Raw genomic sequence first — 21,066 nt, 5'->3', positions numbered from 1 at the left:
CGGCGTGAATCTCAGACTCAGACACCCACGCACCCTGAACACGCATCGGCTTCGAAGCACCCATCGGCAGGAAGAGCGCATCACCCTGACCAATCAGCTTCTCAGCACCGGGCTGATCCAGCACCACGCGAGAGTCAGTGACCGAGGAGGTCGCAAACGCCATACGAGACGGAACGTTCGCCTTAATCAGACCGGTCACCACATCCACCGACGGACGCTGGGTTGCCAGCACCAGGTGAATACCCGCCGCACGCGCCAGCTGCGTAATACGGACAATCGCCTCTTCCACGTCACGCGGAGCGACCATCATCAGGTCGGCAAGCTCGTCAACAATCACCAGCAGGTACGGGTACTCATGCACAGTGCGCTTGCTACCGGGGTCGGGCTGAACCTTACCCTCACGCACCGCCTTATTGAAGTCGTCCACGTGCTTGTAACCGTAATGGGCGAGGTCATCGTAGCGGGCGTCCATCTCACGAACCACCCACTGAAGAGCCTCAGCAGCCTTCTTCGGGTTCGTAATGATGGGCGTAATCAGGTGCGGAATACCCTCATAGGCGGTGAGCTCCACACGCTTCGGGTCGACCATCACCAGGCGCACCTGGTCCGGGGTTGCGCGCATCAGAATCGAGGTGATCATCGAGTTCACGAACGAAGACTTACCCGCACCGGTCGCACCAGCGACCAGCATATGCGGCATCTTCGCGAGGTTCGCCAGCACGAAGCCACCCTCAACGTCCTTACCCACACCCATGACCATCGGGTGGTGGTTCGCGTGAGCCTGCGGGGAACGCAGCACGTCACCCAGGGCAACGGTCTCACGGTCCGTATTCGGAATCTCAATACCGATCGCGGACTTACCCGGAATCGGGGACAGAATACGAACATCCGGGCTCGCCACAGCGTACGCAATGTTCTTACTCAGCGCGGTCACACGCTCCACCTTGGTGGCGGGACCCAGCTCAATCTCGTAGCGGGTCACGGTCGGGCCGCGCGAGAAGCCGGTGACCTGCGCATCCACCTTGAACTGCTCCAGCACATTCGTCAGAGCCTCAACCACGTGCTCGTTGACCTCGGAAGATTCCTTGGCGGGAGGACCGGAAACCAGCATCTCCTCCGAGGGCAGCACGTAGGTGCCGCGGGAGGACTGCACAACCTGCTCGCCGCGCGCCTGCTCGGTGGTCGCCACCTGAGTGTTGTTCTGCAACGGGCGGGATGCGCCAGCCTCGGGCGCTCGCGAAGCCGCGGGAGCCGCGTTCTTCGGATGCGCACCCGGCGAGTGCATGCGGGTCGGAATCGGAGGCTGAGCCGCGGGCGTAGCAGGCTGCGCGGGGTTCACAACCTGGTGCGGCATCGTCTGCGGTGCAGCTTCCTCAGAAGCGCCGAAGCCGTCGTATGCTTCAACATCAAAGAGGGGCTCCTCGCCCGGAATACGGTTCACGCGGCCATTCGCCACGGCGGCGCGCTGCACCTGATCCAGGCGGGCTGCGGGTGCATCCGATGCCTCAACGTCGAAGAGGTCAGGGCTAGTGGATGAAGTACCGCCCTGTGCAGAAGTACCCTGGGCAGAAGTACCCTGCGCAGCCGGCGCCTGGTTGAGGCGACCGGGCAGGCGGGACAGGCGGTTCGGCTTAGCCGCCGGGCGCGTCTGCTGAGCGGAATCCTGTGCAGAGTCCGCGGGGTGTACAGGCATCTGCGTGGTCTCCGGGTGAGTCTCATCCACCACGGCGCTCACGAACGCTTCATCACCGGCGTACTCGTCCAGGGAAGAATCCGTCGACGCGGTGGGAGCAAACCCCAACCAACCGCGCAGACGAGAGAACAGGCCACCCGACTTCTGCGCCGTGCGTGCCGGCTTCTCATCCTCGTACAGGTAGCTGCGGTCGTGCTCCTCAGCGTTCAGATCCACGGTCTGAGTCGCATCCGAAGGGCTGTCCTTCGCGGAGGTTCGAGTCGTACCGTTGGGCTTCTCACCCAACACCAAACCGACCAGGTGCAGGGTACGCGGCACCACCTGACGAATCGGAGTGTTCGTCAGAACCATCAGACCGGCAATACCCAGTAGCAGGTGAATCAGGATCTCAAAGAACGCAATACCGCCGCTCACACGCACAATGGGGGTGCCCAGCAGCACGCCAACCACGCCACCGCCAGCCCAGACGGCGTCAAAACCATCCGCGAAGGTCGGGTGACCCGCATGGCGTGCAAAGAACAGGGAGGTCGCCACCAGCATGATGAAGGAGCCCAACGCCACGCGGTTATTACGTTTAATCAGGTCGGGTCCACGGAAAACACACCACGCCATAATGAAGCTGAGCACCGGAATCAGCAGGGCGCCCTGACCGAAAATACCGCCCAGCATGGTGTGCCAGGCCTCCAGGGGCGCTCGCAACAAACCGAGGGAGGTGTGGGCACGCCAGTTGTACCACTCCACTCCGGCGCTGATCAGGCCGAACAGCAGGATGGTGAGCGCGCCACCGTCACGGCGGTCTTCGGGGGCAAGGTCGGTGCGCACCGCGCCAATGGAGCGGAAGAGCCCACCGATGGCGTGAGCGATGCTCAGCCAGACGGAGGAGATAGCGCCCGCTATAGGGTTCGCCGCGTTGGCACCGCGCTGGGCACCGCCTCGGGAGGTGGTGCGCTTGCGAGTGGTCTTCTTAGTGTTTGCTTTAGTAGAGGTCGTGTTACGACCCTTCGTGGTCCGTGGAGCCATACCTTTTAGGGTATCAACCTTCCCGTTAATGTACCGATTCTTTCGTTATCAGTGAGCTAAAAAGTGCGCCCCACCCGCTGCCCGTGAGGGCATTGATAGGGCGCTGATGAGGCGCTTCTCCCCTGCCGCGCTCGCTTTCGCACAACTTTCGCGTTTACCTTCGCGTAGCTTTCGCCCATACCTTCTGCAGATACACAGCAGGCGGGGCCGACACAACGTATCGACCCCGCCTTTTCGCTATCGCCTTTTTGCTATGGCAGGCAGCTCGCCTCGCGCAGAGTATTAGTTCTTCGCGTTAGTTCTTCGCGGCCTTCGAGGTGTTCTCAACAACCACGGGAACAATCATGGGCTTGCGGCGCAGACGGCGAGAAATCCAGGCACCGATGGTGCGGCGCACAATCTGCTGCAGCTGCTGCACGGTGTGAACCTTCTCGGGTGCGCGGTGCAGCGCATCCTCCAAAGCAGCGGTAATCTTCGGAACAATCTCGTCAAAGACCGAGTCGTCCTCAGCGATACCGCGAGCGTGAATATCCGGGCCGGTCACCACGCGCTTAGTTGCGCGGTCAATGACGGTCACAATGGACACGAAGCCTTCTTCGCCCAGGATGCGGCGGTCCTTCAGGTCGCTCTCGGTCACCTCACCGACGGAGCGGCCATCAACGTACAGGTACTCGCAGGGAACCTCGCCCACCACGGACGCCACGCCATCGCGCAGATCCACGACGGTGCCGGACTCGCAGAGCAGCACGTTCTTCTTCGGAACGCCGGTCTCCATCGCCAGGTCACCGCTGGCAATCAGGTGGCGAACCTCGCCGTGAACCGGCATAACGTTCTTCGGCTTGAGAATGTTGTAGCAGTACAGCAGCTCACCGGCGGCAGCGTGACCGGAAACGTGAACCTTCGCGTTGCCCTTGTGCACCACGTTAGCGCCCAGCTTCATGAGGGCGTTAATGATGCGGAAGACGCTGGTCTCGTTACCGGGAATCAGCGAGGAGGCGAGCACCACGGTGTCGCCGGGCTCAATCTGAATCTTGTGGTCGCCGTTCGCCATGCGCGACAGTGCCGCCATCGGTTCGCCCTGCGAACCGGTGCACATCATCACGATCTGGTCGGGGCGGTAGTCATCGACCTTCTTCAGGTCCACCAGCACGTTGTCGGGAACCTTCAGGTAGCCCAGCTTCTCAGCAATGGTCATGTTACGCACCATGGAGCGGCCCACGAGCACGACCTTGCGGCCACGCTCAGCGGCTGCATCCAGCACCTGCTGCACGCGGTGAACGTGCGAGGAGAAGGACGCCACAATGATGCGGCCGGTTGCGTCACGGAAGACGTTCGACAGCACCGGACCAATGTGCTTCTCGGTCGGGGTGAAGCCGGGAACCTCAGCGTTGGTGGAGTCCGGCAGGAACAGGTCCACGCCCTCCTCGCCCAGGTGAGCAAAGTGGCGCAGGTCGGTGATGCGGCCATCCAGCGGCAGCTGGTCCATCTTGAAGTCGCCGGTGTGCAGAACCTTGCCAGCCTTGGTGCGGATGTAGACAGCCAGCGCATCCGGGATCGAGTGGTTCACCGCAACGAACTCGCACTCGAACGGGCCGAAACGCTCCACCTGGTGCTCCTTCACCGCGAGGGTGTAGGGCTTGATGCGGTGCTCGGCGAGCTTCGCCTCAACCAGTGCCAGGGTCAGTTCGGAACCGACCAGGGGGATGTCGGGGCGGCGGCGCAGCAGGTAGGGAACCGCGCCGATGTGGTCCTCGTGGCCGTGGGTCAGCACCATGGCGACCACGTCGTCCAGACGGTCAACAATGTAGCTGAAGTCGGGCAGAATCAGGTCCACGCCGGGCTGGGACTCTTCGGGGAAGAGCACGCCGCAGTCAACAATCAGCAGCTTGCCGTTAATTTCGTACACGGTCATGTTACGACCGACTTCGCCCAGGCCGCCCAGGGGCACCACGCGCAGGGTGTCCTTCTTCAGGCGGGGCGGGAGGGGAAGATTCGCTTCAAAGACGCTCATCGTGTGTCTCCTCTTTCTTCTATGTTTTCTTGTGATGTCTGTGATTCGTAGGCGACGCTTCGTACCGCAGCACTCCAGCTGATTCAGCTCTCATGTGCCGAGGCTGCGGAAGTGCTGCCGGTGCGTCCAAATCACCGAAAGTATTCAAAAGTATTCGGGGCGTAGTGCGCCGGGTGCTTCTGCCAACGTTAAGTCCCTGTCTGAGTGGGGGCTAAAGTCCTCATGATTCAACAGGCAACGATAAACCGCGGCAATACGCCAGAGCGGACCCCTCACCTAGTGTTAGGTGTGGAGTCCGCGTCCGTTGGCTACATTGCACACCCCGAAGGCGGGGCGTACAGCAAGCCGAAGTCCTCTATATATACGCGCTCTGCACGATAGTTGTGCAGGTTCTGCGTTAAAGTTTAGGCGTTCTTCAGGGTGTGAGCGATGCTCGAGGAGAGCAGATCAGCTCGCATAGCCTGGGCAACCTCCGGTTCGGAGAGTACGTGCGGCAGGCGAACGACGGGCTCATCCAGCACACCCTGCCAGGAAAGAATTTCCTTGGCGGCAACGCAACCGGGGGCACGGCCCATGGTTGCTCGGACAATCGGAGTCAGTTCCAGGTGAAGACGCTGCGCCTCCACCAGGTCCTGTGCAACGATAGCATCAATCAGGGCACGGAAGAGTCCGGGTGCCACATGTGCAGTCACCGAAACGAGGCCGACGGCGCCCATTGCCATCCAGGGAAGGGTCAGTCCGTCGTCGCCGCTGTAGTAGTGCAGGTCGGTGGTTGCCATGACCTCGGTTGCGGCACCGAAGTCTGCCTTGGCGTCTTTCACCGCTACAATACTATCAATTTCTGCCAGGCGACGGTAGGTTTCGGGTGCGATGGGGATGCCCGCACGACCCGGAATATCGTACAGCATGACGGGAGTCTCAGTTGCCTGCGCAACGGTCGCAAAATGGGCGTAGACACCCGGCTGAGTCGGCTTGTTGTAGTAGGGGGTCACAACCAGCAGACCGTCCACACCAATCTTTTCGGCACGGTGCGCCAGCTCAATAGTGTGCGCAGTGTCATTGGAACCAACACCGGCAATAATCTTCGCGCGAGAACCGACGGTGTCCTTCACAATCTGGAAGACACGTTCGTTCTCGTCATCGGTCATGGTGGAGTATTCGCCGGTGGTACCGCAAACCACCAGGCCGTCGTGGCCGTTCTCCACAAGGTAGTTCGCCAGGTCTACGACCTGCTTTTCGTCAACGGAGCCGTCCTTCGCGAAGGGGGTCACCATTGCGGTCAGGAGGCGACCGAAGACGGGTTCAACAAAAGTACCGGGGTTCGAAAGGTTCTCAGACATATGTCCAGAGTACGCCCGAACTGCAGATTTTTTCTACAGAACGCATAAATTTTCATGCGTGTTCTATTATTCGGACCTTCCCAAGCCCTCAAGCCCTCAAGCCCTCAAACCCGCTGTACTTTCGCGGAGATTCCCCCACAGGAACGATGAAACCGGGCGCGAAGCCTCGGCGCTATCTACCAACCGCACGCCGAAAATAAATGCGGCATTAAGGATGGACAACCGCGGCAGCCCCTAGCGCATACCCTTCGCCTGGCCGCCCGAACGCAGCGCCCACGCGTTACGCATCGCCGCGCGGGCACGCTTGCGCTCGCCGCCCGCATCGTACATGCACGACAGGTTGAACCACGCCTTCCAGTTATTCGGCTCCTGCTCCACCGCCGCCGCGAAGCTCTCAAACTCCACCGCCGCAGCCTCACGGTCCACACGGCCGGAGGGGGTGCGCGGCAGGGTATCCTCAGCCAGCTCACCCGAAGCCGCCAGCTCCTGCGCCATACGCTGAATACGGGCACCGAAAAGCACCTCACGCACCAGCGCCCATGCGCCCAGAATCGGCAGCAGAATCATGCCCGCGCCAAGCACAATGCCAGCCACAGAACCGGAGGTGAGCATCACGAAGCCCTGCTGCGCAATATGCACCAGGTACAGGGTCAGCAGGGTGCAGGTCAGCGCCGCGAAGGTCTTACCCCAGCCGCCGGCGTCCACCGCGACGAAGACGGCACTAAAAATCAGCACACCCAAAATCGAGGCACGCACCGTCAGCGGCAGCGGCAGAATCAGTACGGTCAGCACCATCAACACGCACGCGCAGATGCTCCACAGGCGCAGCGAAGTCCACCAGGGGCTACGAGCCTCAGAAGATGCCTGCACGTTCTCAGGCGAAGTCTGTTCAGACAATACTCTCTCCTAGGACAAATCCATGTAGGCGTCCAAGCCCACGCTCAAACCCGGATGCGCCGCCACCTCACGCACACCCAGCAGCACACCGGGCATGAAGGAGGCACGGTCAAAGGAATCGTGACGAATCACCAGCTGCTGACCGGGATCGCCCAGCAGGATCTCCTGGTGAGCCACCATGCCGCGCAGACGCACCGCGTGTACGTGAATATCGTCGACCACGGCGCCGCGCGAGCCCAGCGGGTCGGAGGTGGTGGCATCCGGGCTCGGGCCCACGCCAGCCTCCGCGCGGGCGGCTGCCACCTTGCGGGCGGTGTGCACAGCGGTACCGGAGGGGGCATCTACCTTATTCGGGTGGTGAATCTCAATGATTTCTACCGATTCGAAGTAGCGCGCTGCCTTCGCCGCGAACTCGGTGGCGAGGATCGAACCAATCGCGAAGTTCGGTGCGATGAGCACGCCCACCTCGGGGTGCTCAGCCAGCAGTTCGCGCAGGGAGTCCAGGCGCTCGGGGGTCCAACCGGTCGTACCGACCACCGCGTGCATACCGTGCTCCACCGCGAAGCGCACATTCGCCTCGCTGGATTCAGGAACGGTCAGGTCAATAACAATCTCTGCGCCGGCATCGACCAGCTCCTGCAGGTCGTCGCCGCGGCCCAGTGCCGCCACCAGGTCCATGTCTGCGGAGGTGTTGACGGCGCGCACCGCCTCGGAACCCATACGGCCCGCGGCACCGAGTACCGCTACCTTCCAGATTTTTTCGTCGTTCGCGTGGGTCATGATTCTCTCCTCCGTAACTTGTTAGCGCCCCGACAATGGGGCAGACGCTGTGACGTACAGCCTCTATTATCCCCCGTGTAGACGCGATACGCCCTATCGCACACACGGGGTGAGATGCCCAGCAGAACTGACAAATACAAAAAACAAAATCTTCTATGCGTCATATATGGGTATTTATATGTCGCCGAAAGGGAACAAACATATAATTAGCAAGTATTTCTATAATTTCCGTCCTACGGAGTACACAGACAGTATGAAGTCCCTCTTTACCTCCTCCGTGCGTCCAGAAGAGGCTAACCGGCGGTATATTCTGCCGGGTCTGGACGGCCTGCGAGCAATCGCTGTGCTACTCGTGATGGTGTATCATTTCTGGCCCACCGTACTACCTGGCGGCATGATTGGCGTGGATATCTTCTTCGTCATCTCTGGCTTCCTGATTACCTCCCTGCTTCTGCGTGAAGGTGCGCTCACCGGCAAAATTGCCCTGGGCAACTTCTGGATTCGCCGTGCCCGCCGACTGCTTCCCGCCATTATCCTGCTGATTCTGGTCATGGGGCCGGTCAGCCTGCTCATTGGCGGCGATATTCAGGTGAACCTCAGTCGACAGCTCACCGGTGCGGCGACCTTCTCGTCCAACTGGATTTCCATTTTTGCCGGTAACGACTACTTCGCGCAGACCTCCCCGGAGCTCTTCACGAACTTCTGGTCCCTGGCTGTGGAAGAACAGTTCTACGTGGTGTGGCCCCTGCTGATTGTTGGCGCCGGCGTGCTGTTAGGCCGTTCGTGGCGTCGCTTCAGCGTGGTCATGGTGCTCGGTATTATTGCGTCGCTGAGCGCCGCCACCACACTGCTGATGTTCGGTTCCCCCATTAGCCGCGTCTACTACGGCACCGACACTCACCTGTACGGCCTGTTGCTCGGTGCGCTGCTGGCCTTTGCGCGCCCCTGGTCGCTGTACCCGCCGCTTCAGCAGTCCGTGCTGTACCGTGTGGCTCAGCCCTTCGGCCTGGTCGCTTTCGCCCGCGTCATGATCAGCTGGCTGTCCCTGTTCGCGCTGATTCCCTACGCGATGCTGGTTCCCGAGTCGGCACCCGGTGCGATTCCCTGGGGCCTGTTCGGTGCCTCCCTGCTGGCTCTCGGCGTGATTCAGGGTATGCTGCCCGATATGCTCGCTGGCGCCTCCGAAATGCTGCGCCGCCTGCTGAATTTCGCGCCCCTGCGCTGGGTGGGTGAACGTTCCTACGGCCTGTACCTGTGGCACTGGCCGCTCGCCGTGGTCATGCACTACACCCTGGGTGCGGACCGCTCCCCACTGGTAAACGTGGGCGTTCTGGTGGCGACCTTCGTTATTGCGGAGATGTCGTACCGCTGGGTTGAGACCCCGATTCGCCGTTACGGTTTCCGCGGTAGCGCGAACCGTTTCATGGCATTGTTCCAGTCTCCACGCACTAGGTTCCTGCCTGTTTCGGTGATTCTGGCTGTTGTGGTGGCTGGTGCTTCGACCGGTCTGGCGGTGCACACCGCTCCGACGATGACTACCGCCCAGAAGTCCGTTGAGGACGGCAAGCGTGCCGCCGCTGAGCGTCTGAAGGCGCGTCAGGAAGCACAGGCCGCGAGCGCCTCTGCAAGCCCGAGTACTTCTGCAAACCCGAGCGCATCTGCTACCGGTAAGGATGCAAAGGCTTCGGCTTCGGCTAGCCCCTCAGCTTCGACTGTTTCGGCTGGTTCGGTGAACTCTTCTCAGGTGAGCATTGTGGGTGACTCCATTGTGGTGGCGGTATCCCCCGAGCTGTACGACAAGATGCCCGAAGCATCCATCGATGCGGCGGAGGGACGCACCATCGCCAAGGCCCTGCCGATTATTAAATCCATGGGTGCCAACGGCCAGATTCGTAAGACCTTCGTGCTGTCGGTGACCGCAAACTCGACCATTCTGGACGGTCAGCTCGACGAGGTTCTGGCGGCTATGCCCGCTGATTCTAAGCTGGTGCTGGTCACCGGTTACGGCCCGCGCAACCTGACCTGGATTGACTACTCGAACGGTAAGATTCGCGAGTTTGCGGCTCAGCATTCTGATCGTGTGATTATTGCGGATTGGAACTCTGCGATTCGCCAGGCTCTGCAGACTCAGAGCGGTCTGCTGGCCTCTGACGGTGTTCACCCGGAGGCAGCCGGTCAGGAACTCTACGCTCAGGTGCTGATGGAGGCTATCGCTAAGGCACAGAAGTAGCCCTTCAGAAGTAGAGCGCAGAAGTAGCGTTCTGGGGCTGCTCTGGGCAGGTGCTTTTCGGGTTCTGCCGCTCATGCTGAGCGTCAAGAGTATGGGTGGCTGAGCGCCCGGAAGCACTTTGTGGAAGCGCCTCTGCGATAGATGCCGATACAACAAAATGCCCGTTCCCTCCCCCTCGCTTGGGGGAAGGAACGGGCATTTTTGTGCCGTAAGTGTTGCGGGTTAGCGCACGATGGTGGTAATCATCTGCTGCTGCCCCAGGTATGCCGCCAGGTCGCGAACCTCCTCCAGGGAGACCGCGCGGATCTTCTCCAGCAGCTCATCGGTGCTGGTAAACAGGCCCGAGTCCAGCTCTGCACGGCCCAGACGGGACATGCGCGAACCGGAATCCTCGCTACCGAGCACGGTGGAGCCAGCCAGCTGACCACGGACCTTCGTCAGCTCTTCCTCGGTAATACCGGCGGTGGCGAGCTTATCGAACTCGTAGCCCATGACCTCGCGCACCTGCTCGGTCTTAGCGGGCAGGCAGCCTGCGTACATGCCGAAGTAACCGGCATCCGAGTACGCACCGGAGAACGCAAACGTGCTGTAGGCAAGGCCGCGCTTCTCACGAATCTCCTGGAACAGACGCGAGGACATGCCCGCACCGAACGCGCTGGTCAGCACGCTCATCGCGTAGCGGCGGTCATCCCCGGCGATAATGCTCGGGCAGCCCATCACAATGTTGGTCTGTTCGAAGCTCTTCTCCACCTCACGCAGCTCGCTCAGCGGAATGATGCCGCTGTCGGTACGCACGCGACGCGGTGCCGGTGCCACGCCCTCCTGCAGGTTCCAGCCGTAGCGGGTCAGCGCCTCCAGCACGAGGCGGACCATGGTGCTGTGTTCCAGCGAACCGGCGGCAGAAATGACCAGGCGGTCCGGGGTGTAGTAGCGCTTGTAGTGCTCCCACACGGCGTCACGCGGCACCTCGGTAATCTCCTGCGGGGTACCGCCAATGGGGCGGCCCAGCGGGTTCTCTCCCATGAGCTGCTCCACGAAGTTCTCGAAAGCAACGTCGGTCGGGTCGTCCTGGTCCATGGCGATCTCTTCGAGAATCACGCCGCGTTCCTGCTCCAGGTGAGCCGGGTCCAGCAGGGCGTTGGTGACCATGTCGGTGATGACGTCCACCGCCATGGGCGCGTCGTCGTCGAGCACACGCGCGTAGTAGCAGGTGTGCTCCTTAGCGGTCAGGGCGTTGGATTCGCCGCCTACCGCGTCGAAGGAGGATGCAATGTCCAGGGCGGTGCGGGTGCCGGTGCCCTTGAACAGCAGGTGCTCCAGGAAGTGGGTGGAGCCGAGCATGCCGGGGGCTTCGTCGCGGGAGCCGACTCCCACCCAGAATCCGATGGATACGCCGCGGGTACCGGGCATTTTTTCGGTAATCACGCGTACGCCACCGGGCAGGATGGAGCGGCGCACCTCGTTACCGCCTACACCCTCGTAGATGAGGCGGCCGTGCTCGTAGTTGAGCTCTTCGGCGATTGCCTCAAGCTCGACGGGCAGGGAAATAGACATTCAGCGTCCTTCGATATTTCGATTAGCTAATTTTTCGTTCAAGAGAGCGAGGCAACGCAAACAGCGGAACCCGCAGTTTCTGAGCGCAGTACCCCATCAGGAGCGAGGCGAGGATCGCGAAGATCGTTCCTCCCACCAAGAACAGGGGCACCGAGAAGAAACCGGACTTCGTCAGCACGAAACGGAAAGCTGCACCGCACACAATGTGCGCGATAAAGATTTCCAGGGAGTGACGGCCCAGGTAGGCGAGCCAGCTGCTCCACGGAACCCGCGCCAGCAGGTAGGAGAGCGAGAGCACCGCCAGCGAGGACAGCAACGAAGCGACAATACCCGTGGCGATTGCCGCCGGGTTATTCGCAAAGTAGGGCACCACAGTCGGCGGAGCGGCCTGTACATTCACCAAAATTACGGTGTAGACGGCAAAACCGACTACCGCAATGGCGGCGTGTGCTGCCAGCGGTACGGACTCCATAATAGCCTGGAACCTCTCGTGGCCAAGAGCCACGCCAAGCATGAAGAAGACCGCTAGAGAGATACCTCCGGTACCTACATAATCGCCGCTATAGCCCCAGAAAACGATGGCAAGAACCGCGCACACCGTCACAACTGCGTAGGCTTTGATGTCCTTCTGCCAGACGCGGCCCAGCACAGCAATAATGGTGACAATCATGAGCCAGGGGAAGAACCAGAGCTGACCCTCGGGCTTCCACAATTCAAGCAGGCTCATAACAGTTGTCTTATCGGAAGAGTTAGAGGGAAGCACAAGCTTCATACCCACCTGCAGAACCTGCCAAATAACGTAGAGGTATCCGAAGAGAACCAGACGCTTCGTCAGGTATGAGGAGGGAGTAGTCTTCGTTGCTCCTCGTGCCACAAAAAGGCCGCTCAGAAAAGCAAAAACTACCAGGTGCCAGAAATAAACCCCATAATCCAGCATGTACTTGTAGGGGCGCAGGGCCTCGGTGCCCAACCCTGATGCCCACATTCCTCGATGAATATGCCCAAAAACAATCGCGATAATCGCGATGCCCTTGGCAATATCAATCGTCGTATCTCGTCGAGTCGACAATTCCGATATTCCTTTCATAGTGAGAACAGCAGTCTGCATTCCGCTGTTCTCTGTCCTCATGAGATAAGGGGCGCCCGGCGCATCCGGCGGGGAGTGAACCGCACCGGGTGCGCCGAACGCCCCTCATCACTTAGCGGGGGTTACGACTACTCGTCGTCGCCCTCAACAACCGGTGCCAGCGAGAGCTTGCCGCGGTCATCAATCTTGGTGATCTCCACCTGGACCTTCTGGCCCACGGAGACAACGTCCTCAGCGTCAACAACGCGCTTACCGCCGTTGAGCTTACGCATCTCGGAGATGTGCAGCAGACCGTCCTTACCGGGGGTCAGGGAGATGAACGCACCGAAGTCGGTCACCTTCACTACGGTACCCAGGTAGCGTTCGCCAACCTCGGGAACCTGCGGGTTAGCGATAGCGTTCACTGCCGAACGTGCAGCCTCGGCGGAGGGGCCGTCAGCTGCGCCGATGTATACGGTACCGTCGTCCTCAATGGAGATGTCTGCGCCGGTGTCTTCCTGAATCTGGTTGATCATCTTACCCTTGGGGCCGATAACCTCACCGATCTTGGCAACCGGAATCTTCACGGAAATAATGCGCGGTGCGAACTCGCTCATCTCATCCGGTGCGTCAATCGCGCTGACGAGCACCTCGAGGATGTGCAGGCGAGCCTCACGTGCCTGGGTCAGTGCGCCAGCGAGCACGGATGCGGGGATGCCGTCGAGCTTGGTGTCCAGCTGGATAGCGGTCACGAACTCGGAGGTACCTGCCACCTTGAAGTCCATATCGCCCAGTGCGTCTTCCGCGCCGAGGATGTCGGTCAGGGCTGCGTAGCGGGTCTCGCCGTCAACCTCGTCAGAGACCAGGCCCATTGCGATACCTGCAACGGGTGCGCGCAACGGCACACCGGCGTTCAGCAGAGACAGGGTCGATGCACAGACCGAACCCATGGAGGTCGAGCCGTTGGAGCCCAGAGCCTCGGAGACCTGACGGATTGCGTAGGGGAACTCTTCGCGGGAGGGCAGCACCGGGGTGATTGCGCGCTCTGCGAGGGCGCCGTGGCCGATTTCGCGGCGCTTGGGCGAACCCACGCGGCCGGTCTCACCGGTGGAGTACGGCGGGAAGTTGTAGTGGTGGATGTAACGCTTGGACTTGACCGGGTGCAGGGAGTCCAGCTGCTGCTCCATCTTGAGCATGTTCAGGGTGGTGATACCCATGATCTGGGTTTCGCCGCGCTCGAAGAGAGCGGAGCCGTGAACGCGGGGCAGGATTTCAACCTCAGCGGTGAGCTGGCGGATGTCGGTCAGGCCGCGGCCGTCAATACGGACCTGCTCGGTGAGGATGCGCTGGCGCACCACGTGCTTGGTCAGGGCAGCGAATGCTACGGAGACCTCGTTGGAGCGCTCTTCAAATTCCTTACCTTCGCCGGTGAGAGCTTCCATGAGCTCTTCCTGCAGCTCGGCTGCTGCTGCTTCGCGTTCCTGCTTGCCAGCGATGGAGTACACCTCTGCCAGGCGGTCTGCTGCGAATGCCTCAACCGCTGCGTCGACGTCCTCGCCGTGGCCGCCGAAGAAGGGCAGTTCCAGGGCGGGCTTGCCTGCGCGAGCCACCAGGTCAGCCTGTGCCTTGCACAGTGCTGCGATGAAGGGCTTAGCTGCTTCCAGGCCCTCTGCGACGATCTCTTCGGTGGGGGCGGTCTGGCCGTCTTCCTTGATGAGCTTCCAGGAGTTGTCGGTTGCTTCTGCCTCAACCATCATGATTGCGACGTCTTCGGTACCGTCAGCCTTGGTGACGATACGGCCTGCAACAGCCATGTCGAAGACAGCGTTTTCCAGCTGGGAGTACTTGGGGAAGCAGACCCACTGGCCGTCGATCAGTGCCATGCGCACGCCACCGATGGGGCCGTTGAACGGCGCACCGGACAGGGAGGTCGATGCGGAGGCAGCGTTGATTGCGAAGGTGTTGTAGATTTCGTCCGGCTCGTAGGTCAGGACGGTCACGACGACCTGAACCTCGTTGCGGATGCCCTTGGTGAAGGCGGGGCGCAGCGGGCGGTCAATCAGGCGTGCAGCAAGGATTGCCTCGGTGCTGGGGCGGCCTTCGCGGCGGAAGTACGATGCGGGGATCTTGCCGCCTGCGTACATGCGCTCTTCCACGTCCACGGTCAGCGGGAAGAAGTCGAAGCCCTCGCGGGGAGACTTGCCGATTGCGGTTGCGGAGAGCAGGGTGGTCTCGTCATCGATGGTGACGAGGACGGAGCCAGCAGCCTGCTTTGCGAGGCGGCCGGTTTCAAAGCGCACGTGGCGCTTACCGTGAATGCCGTTGTCGATTTCGACTTCAGCAAACTTGATTTCGGGACCTTCCACGGTTCCTTCTTTCTTCTTGGTAGGCCGTACGGCGCATGAGTCGGCCTTCGATAGGAAACCACGGCACCTCTCCCCCACCTTTGTCCATACCGTGTGCGCGAGGCGTATCGGCAAGGTTGTGGAGGCGGTGTTGTTCCGTAATTCGCTACCGAGGACCGCGGCGTGTGTGCCGGCACGGCCTATGTTCTTTCTTTCAGGTGGGGCGGCATCTTCTCAGGATTCTCGCTTGAGAAGCTAGCGTTGGAATCTAACGTGGAATTTAGCGTTGGATTCTGGCTAACGGAAGATGCGCCCCTCAACGCGGCAGTACGGACGCGCTGGCGCTACCGGCCTCCGTAATGGAGGGTTGGTAGTGCTGACAGCACGTCCGCACACACCGCCTAAAGGCGATTAATCACCACAAAAGCGTCAAGACGCTCCTGTTTTATCGGCGCAGACCCAGGCGCTCGATCAGCGAACGGTAACGCTCGATGTCGACGCTCTTCAGGTAGCCGAGCATGTTGCGGCGACGACCAACGAGGATCATCAGGCCACGACGGGAGTGGTGATCGTGCTTGTGGAACTTCAGGTGCTCGGTCAGGTCGGCGATACGACGAGACAGAACTGCAATCTGAACCTCGGGCGAACCGGTGTCGCCCTCGTGGGTTGCGTATTCCTTGATGATTGCCTGCTTGACAGCGGGATCCAGTGCCACTTTTTAACTCCTAGAGTTAGTACCGCATACGTCCCGTACGGACGGTTGCCGCCGGGTGGTGGGCTTACGCCCTGTAATACACGTCGTCTACTGCGGACTGCAGACGCGTTCTTCCCATTCTACGCTACCGGGGCGCTTTCGTGGAAGGGTGCGCAGAAGCCCGGCGACAGGTAGCTCATCACACTACCGGTCGCCGGGCTTCACAGACGGGTTCTCGCGCAGGGGTCTCGTACCGGCTCCTACGTTTATTTTGTGTTTATGCTTCAGCGCGAGCGCGCATCACCGCAAGGCGGTAGTAGCCCAGCAGGAACAGGCACCAGACTGCGCCCATCACCAGCGCCAGCTGGGTGTCAGCAAAGAAACCGAAGAGCACCACGATAAAGATCATGAACGCCAACGTCAAGTAGCTCAGCCACAGGGGCTGACGTACCGGCTGCGCCTCGGTATCGGAACCGCTGCGCTTGAACGCGATGTGTGCCAGCAGAATCATGACCCACACGAACACGGTCGCGAATGTTGCCAGGGAGGCGACCACCTCGAACGCGTTCTCGAAGAGCACATTCACAATCACGCCGACCGCCATGACCAGCACCATGATGAGGGTGGTCATCCAGGGCGCACCATTCTTCGTAACCTTCGCGAAGGAAGCCGGCGCCAGGTTCTGCTTCGCCAGACCGTACATCATGCGGCCGGCACCGTACACGTCCGCGTTCAGCGCAGAGATGGCGGCGGTAATGATGACCACGTTCAGAATCGAAGCAGCAGCCGGAATGCCCAGGGCCTCAAAGATCTGCACGAACGGCGAGTTCGCCTTCGTCACCGAGTACCAGGGGTACAGGGACATGATGACCGCCAGGGTCAGAACGTAGAAGATGAGGATGCGGAACGGCACCGTGCGAATCGCCTTGGGGATTGCGGTGCGCGGATTCTTCGCCTCACCGGCGGCAATACCGATGTTCTCGATACCGCCGAACGCAAACATCACCACGGTAAAGCAGGCGAGGAAGCCGGTAAATCCGTTCGCGAAGAAGCCGCCTTCAAGAGCCCAGAGGTTCGTGACGGAGGGCGCCACGGAGTCGTGTACCTGCACGCCCACGAAGAGCAGAACCACGCCGCCAACAATCATGGCGATAATGGCGCTGACCTTCACGAGGGTAAACCAGAATTCGGTCTCGCCAAATGTCTTGACCTTCGCCAGGTTAATGGCGAGCAGAATCAGCAGAACAGAGACAATCCAAATCCAGGAGGGGCTGTTCGGGAACCAGAACTTCATGTACACGGCAAAAGCGGTGACGTCCGCAATGGCGACCAGCGCCATTTCCAGGGCGTAGGTCCAGCCGGTCACGAAGCCGGCCCAGCGTCCGAGGTAGCGGGTGGCGTATTCAGAGAACGCTCCAGAGACCGGGTGCGCCAGGGCGAGTTCGCCCATTGCGCGCATCACCATGAACACTGCCGCGCCGCCAATAACGTAGGCAAGCAGCACGGAGGGGCCCGCAAGCTGAATGGCGGACGCCGAGCCGTAGAACAGGCCGGTGCCGATGGCGGAGCCGAGGGCGATGAACATGATGTGGCGCAGGGAGAGTCCACGCGCTAGCTGCGGGTTCTCGGAAGTCTCTGCTCCCTGCTGTACCGCTACTCCCTGCTGTACCGGGGTTGAGTCCGGAGTGGTATTCATCTTCTTCTTTTCCTTTACCTCGTGGGGTGTACCCGCCGGTGGCGGGGAAACTTATCGGGCGGTGCCGAGCTTGCCTGTGATCTAGCGGTTCGCAGGATCTCTAGCGCGGCACCGGGGCTATTTCACTCCCCATCGAGTGATGGGGCGTTGCGCAGAAGGTGTTGCCTTCGCGCGTCGCCCCGGCGCATCCCCATCCAACGGTACGGTGGGTGGGAATACAAAAGACGGCGGGAAGGCAACGTTGCCTTTCCGCCGTCTTTTTGTCAAAGACTACTTCTGTCGCTTACGTCCAATGACGATGGAGGACAGAGCGGTTACAGCAGTCACGGTGTAGACTGCAGGCCACGCGCCAAGTTTCTTGGCGAGCGGATGAGCGGCGCCGAACGCGCCGAGGTAGAGAGCGGTGAGGAAGGTGGCACGGCCTGCGCCAGCCTTACGCTTCCAATTCTTGTAAGCCACGGCACCGCACAGTGCCAGGACAGCGCCACCGAGCGGGCGGATGCCGGTGCTAGTTGCAACCTTGTAGCCACCGAGCAGACCGGTGACGGAGGCGAGAGTCGGACAGAACTTCACGACGTACTCCTCTGTGAGAGCGATTAGTTTCTTCAAACATAGTACTCCACGACACACAGAATGTATATTCACCGCGATTAATATTTCTGCATGTCTCGCGGACCGGTCATAAAAAGACCGGGGCGCAAACCCATCAGGTTCACGCCCCGGCACTTCTGAATGCGAGCTCACATCTGGCCGCATGCTCTAGAGATTTAGAGAGCCAGGTCCAGCGCCTCCAGCTGCGCCTCAGTCCACAGCTCAGCAGCCAGCTGCAGAGCGTAACGAGCCGAACGAGGAGCCACCACATCCACGGAGAGGTGGAAGTCCTGGTCAGCCTCCGGGCCGCACAAATCAGACACGCAACGCACACCGATAAACGGAATCTCGTAGTTGTGGCAGACCTGCGCGATAGCGGTGGTCTCCATATCGGTGCTGATAGCCCCCTCGAACGCCTCGCGGGTGTCCTTCACATTGTGGGCGGTCACGAAGGAGTTACCCGCCAGCATCTGGCCGCGGCGCACCTCCCACACGCTCTCAGCCTGCTCACGCACCGGCTCCAGCGCAGCGAGCGCATGCTCCAGAGCGTCCTGCCACTCGTCCGCCTGACCGTCGTAGCTTTCGGGCATGCCCGGAACCTGGCCGCGCGCGTAACCGAACGCGGTCGCATCGGCGTCAGTGTAGGTGTAGTTCTCACCAATCAGCACGTCACCCACGTTAATGCCCCGAGCCAAACCGCCGGCGGTACCTGCGCTAATGACGCCCAGGCAGTTCGAAGAGTAGCTAATCGCCTCGGTGACGGCGCTCGCCGCGTTCACCAGACCAATCTTGGAGCGAACCAGCAGCAGCGGAACCTGGTCCTCGCCCACCTGCAGGTAGCGCGGGTGGAACACCGCAGCGCCCTCGGTGAAGGAGGGCTGCAGCTCCTCGGTCACCTTCAGGAAGGGGGCGAGTTCCTCATCCATAGCCACCTGAATGATGATGGCGTTGGACATGCCGTCCATCAGCTCAAACATGCTGTTGAACGCCTCAGCCGGATCGAAAGCGTTCGGGTCAAAGTCCACCGGGTTGAAGGCAGATGCGAAAGCGTCGGGAATCTGTGCGCTCATTACGCCATCACCTGCGCCCACTCATCGCGTGCCGCGAGGAACTCGCGAGCCGCAGCCTGCGCACCTTCGAGGGTGTGGTTGGCGCCCCAACCGCACTGCACCTCATTCGCTGCCGGAACCTCGGTCGCGTTGAGGATATCGTTGAGGGTTGCCTCCAGGATGGGGAAGAACTCCTCGGGCTCCAGGCCCAGGGTCAGCGCGTAGAAACCGGTCTGGCAGCCCATCGGGGAGAAGTCAATCAGACGGTCGGTGTGGTTGCGCATGTGCTCGGCGCTCAGGTGCTCGATGGAGTGCACGGTCGGCATTTCCAGGTGCGCGGTGTTCGGCTGGGTGAAGCGGATATCGTACTTGATGAGGGTGTCGCCACCGGGCAGGACCTTGCGGTCTGCGATACGCACGTAAGGTGCCTTGACGGCGCGGTGGTCAAGGTTGAAGGATTCGACGTTCATTTTTTCCATGACTCTATCTTCTCTTAAAACGGGGGCGACTAAAACAGACGACTAAAACAGGAGTGCCGCGCGGGCAGCGCGCGAGGTTTCATGGGCGGCGCATCCGGTCGGGTACGTGAAGCCCCGGCGGCAGATCCGAAAATCTGCCGCCGGGGCATCAAGTCATCACCGCAGACAACGCAGGCTGCGGCTCCCGATACGGGGTTAGGGGTGGTGGGTCTAGAGGTGGGGCTGCTTTACTTCCGCCTGCACCGGGCACTCCGGCGGGCAGTAGTTCTTCGCGTCCTCAGCCAGCACCTCGCGGGCCTGCACCACGTCATCGTTAATCTGCTCAATCAGCGCCTCAACACCGGTGTACGCCACCATGGGGCGCAGACGCTTCACGAACTCAATCAGCACATGCTGACCGTACAGGTTGAAATCCTCCACGCGCTCCTCCGGGCGGTCGATCACGTGCGACTCAACCTGGCGGTGCTCAATACCGTCAAAGGTCGGGTTCGTACCCACCGAAATAGCGGCGGGGTGACGGTTACCGGATTCGTCCACCAGCCAGCCGGCGTACACGCCATCGGCAGGAATCAGGCCGCGCGCCTCAAGCTCAAGGTTCGCGGTCGGGAAACCCAACTCGCGGCCGCGCGCCAGACCGTGCACAACCTCACCAGCCATCATGTGATGGCGGCCCAGCAGCTCGGTTGCGGCGGGCATATCGCCCTCCAGCAGCAACTGGCGGATGCGGGTCGAGGAGCAGCGGCTGTTCTCATCCACCATCAGATCCTCAACGACAACCACCTCAAAGCCGTACTTCTCCCCCAGCTCACGCATGGTGTTCAAGTCTCCGGAGTTATTCTTGCCAAAGCGCACGTCGTCACCGATGACCACGAAACGCGCGTTCAGCGCATCCACGAAGGTGGACTTCACGAACTCTTCGGGGGTCTGCGAAGCGAACTCCAGGTTGTAGTTCAGCAGCAGGTAGTCGTTCAGACCCAGCAGGCACATAAAGTAGCGACGCGAACCCTGACCCATAATGTCGTGGTGGGGCACCTCGGGACGGTGCACCTGCATCGGGTGCGGGTCAAAAGAAACCGCGATAGAGCTCAAACCGTGCTCTTCAGCAAGGGAGACCACGCGCGAAATCACGCGGGCATGTCCACGGTGCACGCCGTCAAAATTGCCGATGGTTAATGCGCTGCCCTGCGGCAGATGGGGCGCGTTTTGCCCGAACCAAATTTTCATCATGAACGTGCGGAAAGTCTGTAAAGTGCGCCATTGTAACCAGTTTGCGGCCGGCTTCATATGTTTTGCATACAAGAAACGGAATTTTATTGTAAAATACGCGGTTTTGTTGTGTGCCGTGCAAAAAGCAGCGCCGAAAGCAGCCTGCACGCGGCCTGAAAATATTGGACTGATTTTATGGACTGGATACTGGAAAGCCGACAAATGCAAATCATTTGGGAATACCGCCAAATGTTTTTGACCGGCGCATTGATGACTTTAAAGCTGACCACCGTTGCCGTGCTGGGGGGCAGTGTGTTGGGCTTGTTCGGCGCGTTGGCGCGGATTATCCGTTTTGAAAAGGGCGGCGTTTTCCTGCGCGGCATTGCATGGCTGTTGCGCACCCTGTCGCTGATTT

Annotated in this window: 16 protein-coding genes; 2 read left to right on the top strand and 14 right to left on the bottom strand. The window is 60.7% G+C overall.

Annotated elements, in window-relative coordinates:
* The 5 genes from Q0216_RS05330 to dapB all read right to left on the bottom strand — a co-directional run.
* Window positions 1-2,713: DNA translocase FtsK (locus Q0216_RS05330; RefSeq protein WP_298593550.1), on the bottom strand; the 2,713-nt coding region annotated here is incomplete at its 3' end.
* Between the two features lie 295 nt (window positions 2,714-3,008).
* Complete coding sequence (locus tag Q0216_RS05325; protein ID WP_298593548.1) at window positions 3,009-4,724, bottom strand: ribonuclease J; 1,716 nt, start codon at window positions 4,722-4,724, stop codon at window positions 3,009-3,011.
* Window positions 4,725-5,128: 404 nt separating this feature from the next.
* Window positions 5,129-6,064 carry a 4-hydroxy-tetrahydrodipicolinate synthase gene (dapA, locus tag Q0216_RS05320; RefSeq protein ID WP_298593546.1) on the bottom strand — a complete coding sequence of 312 codons (936 nt, stop codon included), beginning with the start codon at window positions 6,062-6,064 and terminating at the stop codon, window positions 5,129-5,131.
* A gap of 234 nt (window positions 6,065-6,298) precedes the next feature.
* Window positions 6,299-6,961: a tetratricopeptide repeat protein gene (locus Q0216_RS05315; protein WP_298593545.1), complete on the bottom strand. Its 663-nt coding sequence runs from the start codon at window positions 6,959-6,961 to the stop codon at window positions 6,299-6,301.
* Window positions 6,962-6,970: 9 nt separating this feature from the next.
* Complete coding sequence (gene dapB / locus Q0216_RS05310) at window positions 6,971-7,741, bottom strand: 4-hydroxy-tetrahydrodipicolinate reductase (RefSeq protein WP_298593544.1); 771 nt, start codon at window positions 7,739-7,741, stop codon at window positions 6,971-6,973.
* 253 nt (window positions 7,742-7,994) lie between these two features.
* Between dapB and Q0216_RS05305 the strand changes: the two genes are divergently transcribed.
* The gene (locus Q0216_RS05305) at window positions 7,995-9,971 is read left to right on the top strand and encodes an acyltransferase family protein (protein ID WP_298593542.1); all 1,977 of its coding nucleotides are present in this window, start codon (window positions 7,995-7,997) and stop codon (window positions 9,969-9,971) included.
* Between the two features lie 222 nt (window positions 9,972-10,193).
* Here the strand turns inward: Q0216_RS05305 and Q0216_RS05300 are convergent, their stop codons facing one another.
* The 9 genes from Q0216_RS05300 to Q0216_RS05260 all read right to left on the bottom strand — a co-directional run bounded on the left by Q0216_RS05300 (window position 10,194) and on the right by Q0216_RS05260 (window position 20,672).
* A complete protein-coding gene (locus Q0216_RS05300) occupies window positions 10,194-11,525 on the bottom strand; it encodes a pitrilysin family protein (RefSeq protein ID WP_298593541.1) in 1,332 nt (443 codons plus the stop codon).
* 22 nt (window positions 11,526-11,547) lie between these two features.
* Window positions 11,548-12,594 carry an acyltransferase gene (locus tag Q0216_RS05295; protein ID WP_298593539.1) on the bottom strand — a complete coding sequence of 349 codons (1,047 nt, stop codon included), beginning with the start codon at window positions 12,592-12,594 and terminating at the stop codon, window positions 11,548-11,550.
* Window positions 12,595-12,740: 146 nt separating this feature from the next.
* Entirely contained in the window at window positions 12,741-14,957 is a 2,217-nt protein-coding gene (locus Q0216_RS05290) for a polyribonucleotide nucleotidyltransferase (RefSeq protein WP_298593537.1), read from the bottom strand.
* A gap of 424 nt (window positions 14,958-15,381) precedes the next feature.
* Window positions 15,382-15,651, bottom strand: a complete 270-nt coding sequence (rpsO, locus tag Q0216_RS05285; RefSeq protein ID WP_005507098.1) for a 30S ribosomal protein S15 — start codon at window positions 15,649-15,651, stop codon at window positions 15,382-15,384.
* Between the two features lie 256 nt (window positions 15,652-15,907).
* Window positions 15,908-17,326, bottom strand: coding sequence for an amino acid permease (locus Q0216_RS05280; RefSeq protein ID WP_298593535.1), 1,419 nt, complete (start codon window positions 17,324-17,326; stop codon window positions 15,908-15,910).
* A 270-nt stretch (window positions 17,327-17,596) separates the two neighbouring features.
* On the bottom strand, window positions 17,597-17,899 hold the full coding sequence (locus Q0216_RS05275; RefSeq protein ID WP_298593533.1) for a hypothetical protein: 303 nt from the start codon (window positions 17,897-17,899) through the stop codon (window positions 17,597-17,599).
* A gap of 194 nt (window positions 17,900-18,093) precedes the next feature.
* Window positions 18,094-18,987: a 5'-methylthioadenosine/S-adenosylhomocysteine nucleosidase gene (mtnN, locus tag Q0216_RS05270; protein ID WP_294631520.1), complete on the bottom strand. Its 894-nt coding sequence runs from the start codon at window positions 18,985-18,987 to the stop codon at window positions 18,094-18,096.
* Complete coding sequence (locus tag Q0216_RS05265) at window positions 18,987-19,445, bottom strand: S-ribosylhomocysteine lyase (RefSeq protein WP_049332787.1); 459 nt, start codon at window positions 19,443-19,445, stop codon at window positions 18,987-18,989. Before Q0216_RS05265 ends, mtnN begins: the two co-directional genes overlap by 1 nt.
* Window positions 19,446-19,655: 210 nt before the next feature.
* The gene (locus Q0216_RS05260) at window positions 19,656-20,672 is read right to left on the bottom strand and encodes a bifunctional riboflavin kinase/FAD synthetase (protein WP_298593530.1); all 1,017 of its coding nucleotides are present in this window, start codon (window positions 20,670-20,672) and stop codon (window positions 19,656-19,658) included.
* Between the two features lie 174 nt (window positions 20,673-20,846).
* Here Q0216_RS05260 and Q0216_RS05255 point away from each other — a divergent pair.
* Window positions 20,847-21,066, top strand: a 220-nt coding sequence (locus tag Q0216_RS05255) for a hypothetical protein (RefSeq protein WP_298593527.1), incomplete at its 3' end; no start/stop codon positions are given.

Origin of the sequence: uncultured Rothia sp. (assembly GCF_937976295.1) — a bacterium.
GTDB lineage: Bacteria > Actinomycetota > Actinomycetes > Actinomycetales > Micrococcaceae > Rothia.
This window is presented reverse-complemented; position numbering and strand designations above follow the sequence as displayed.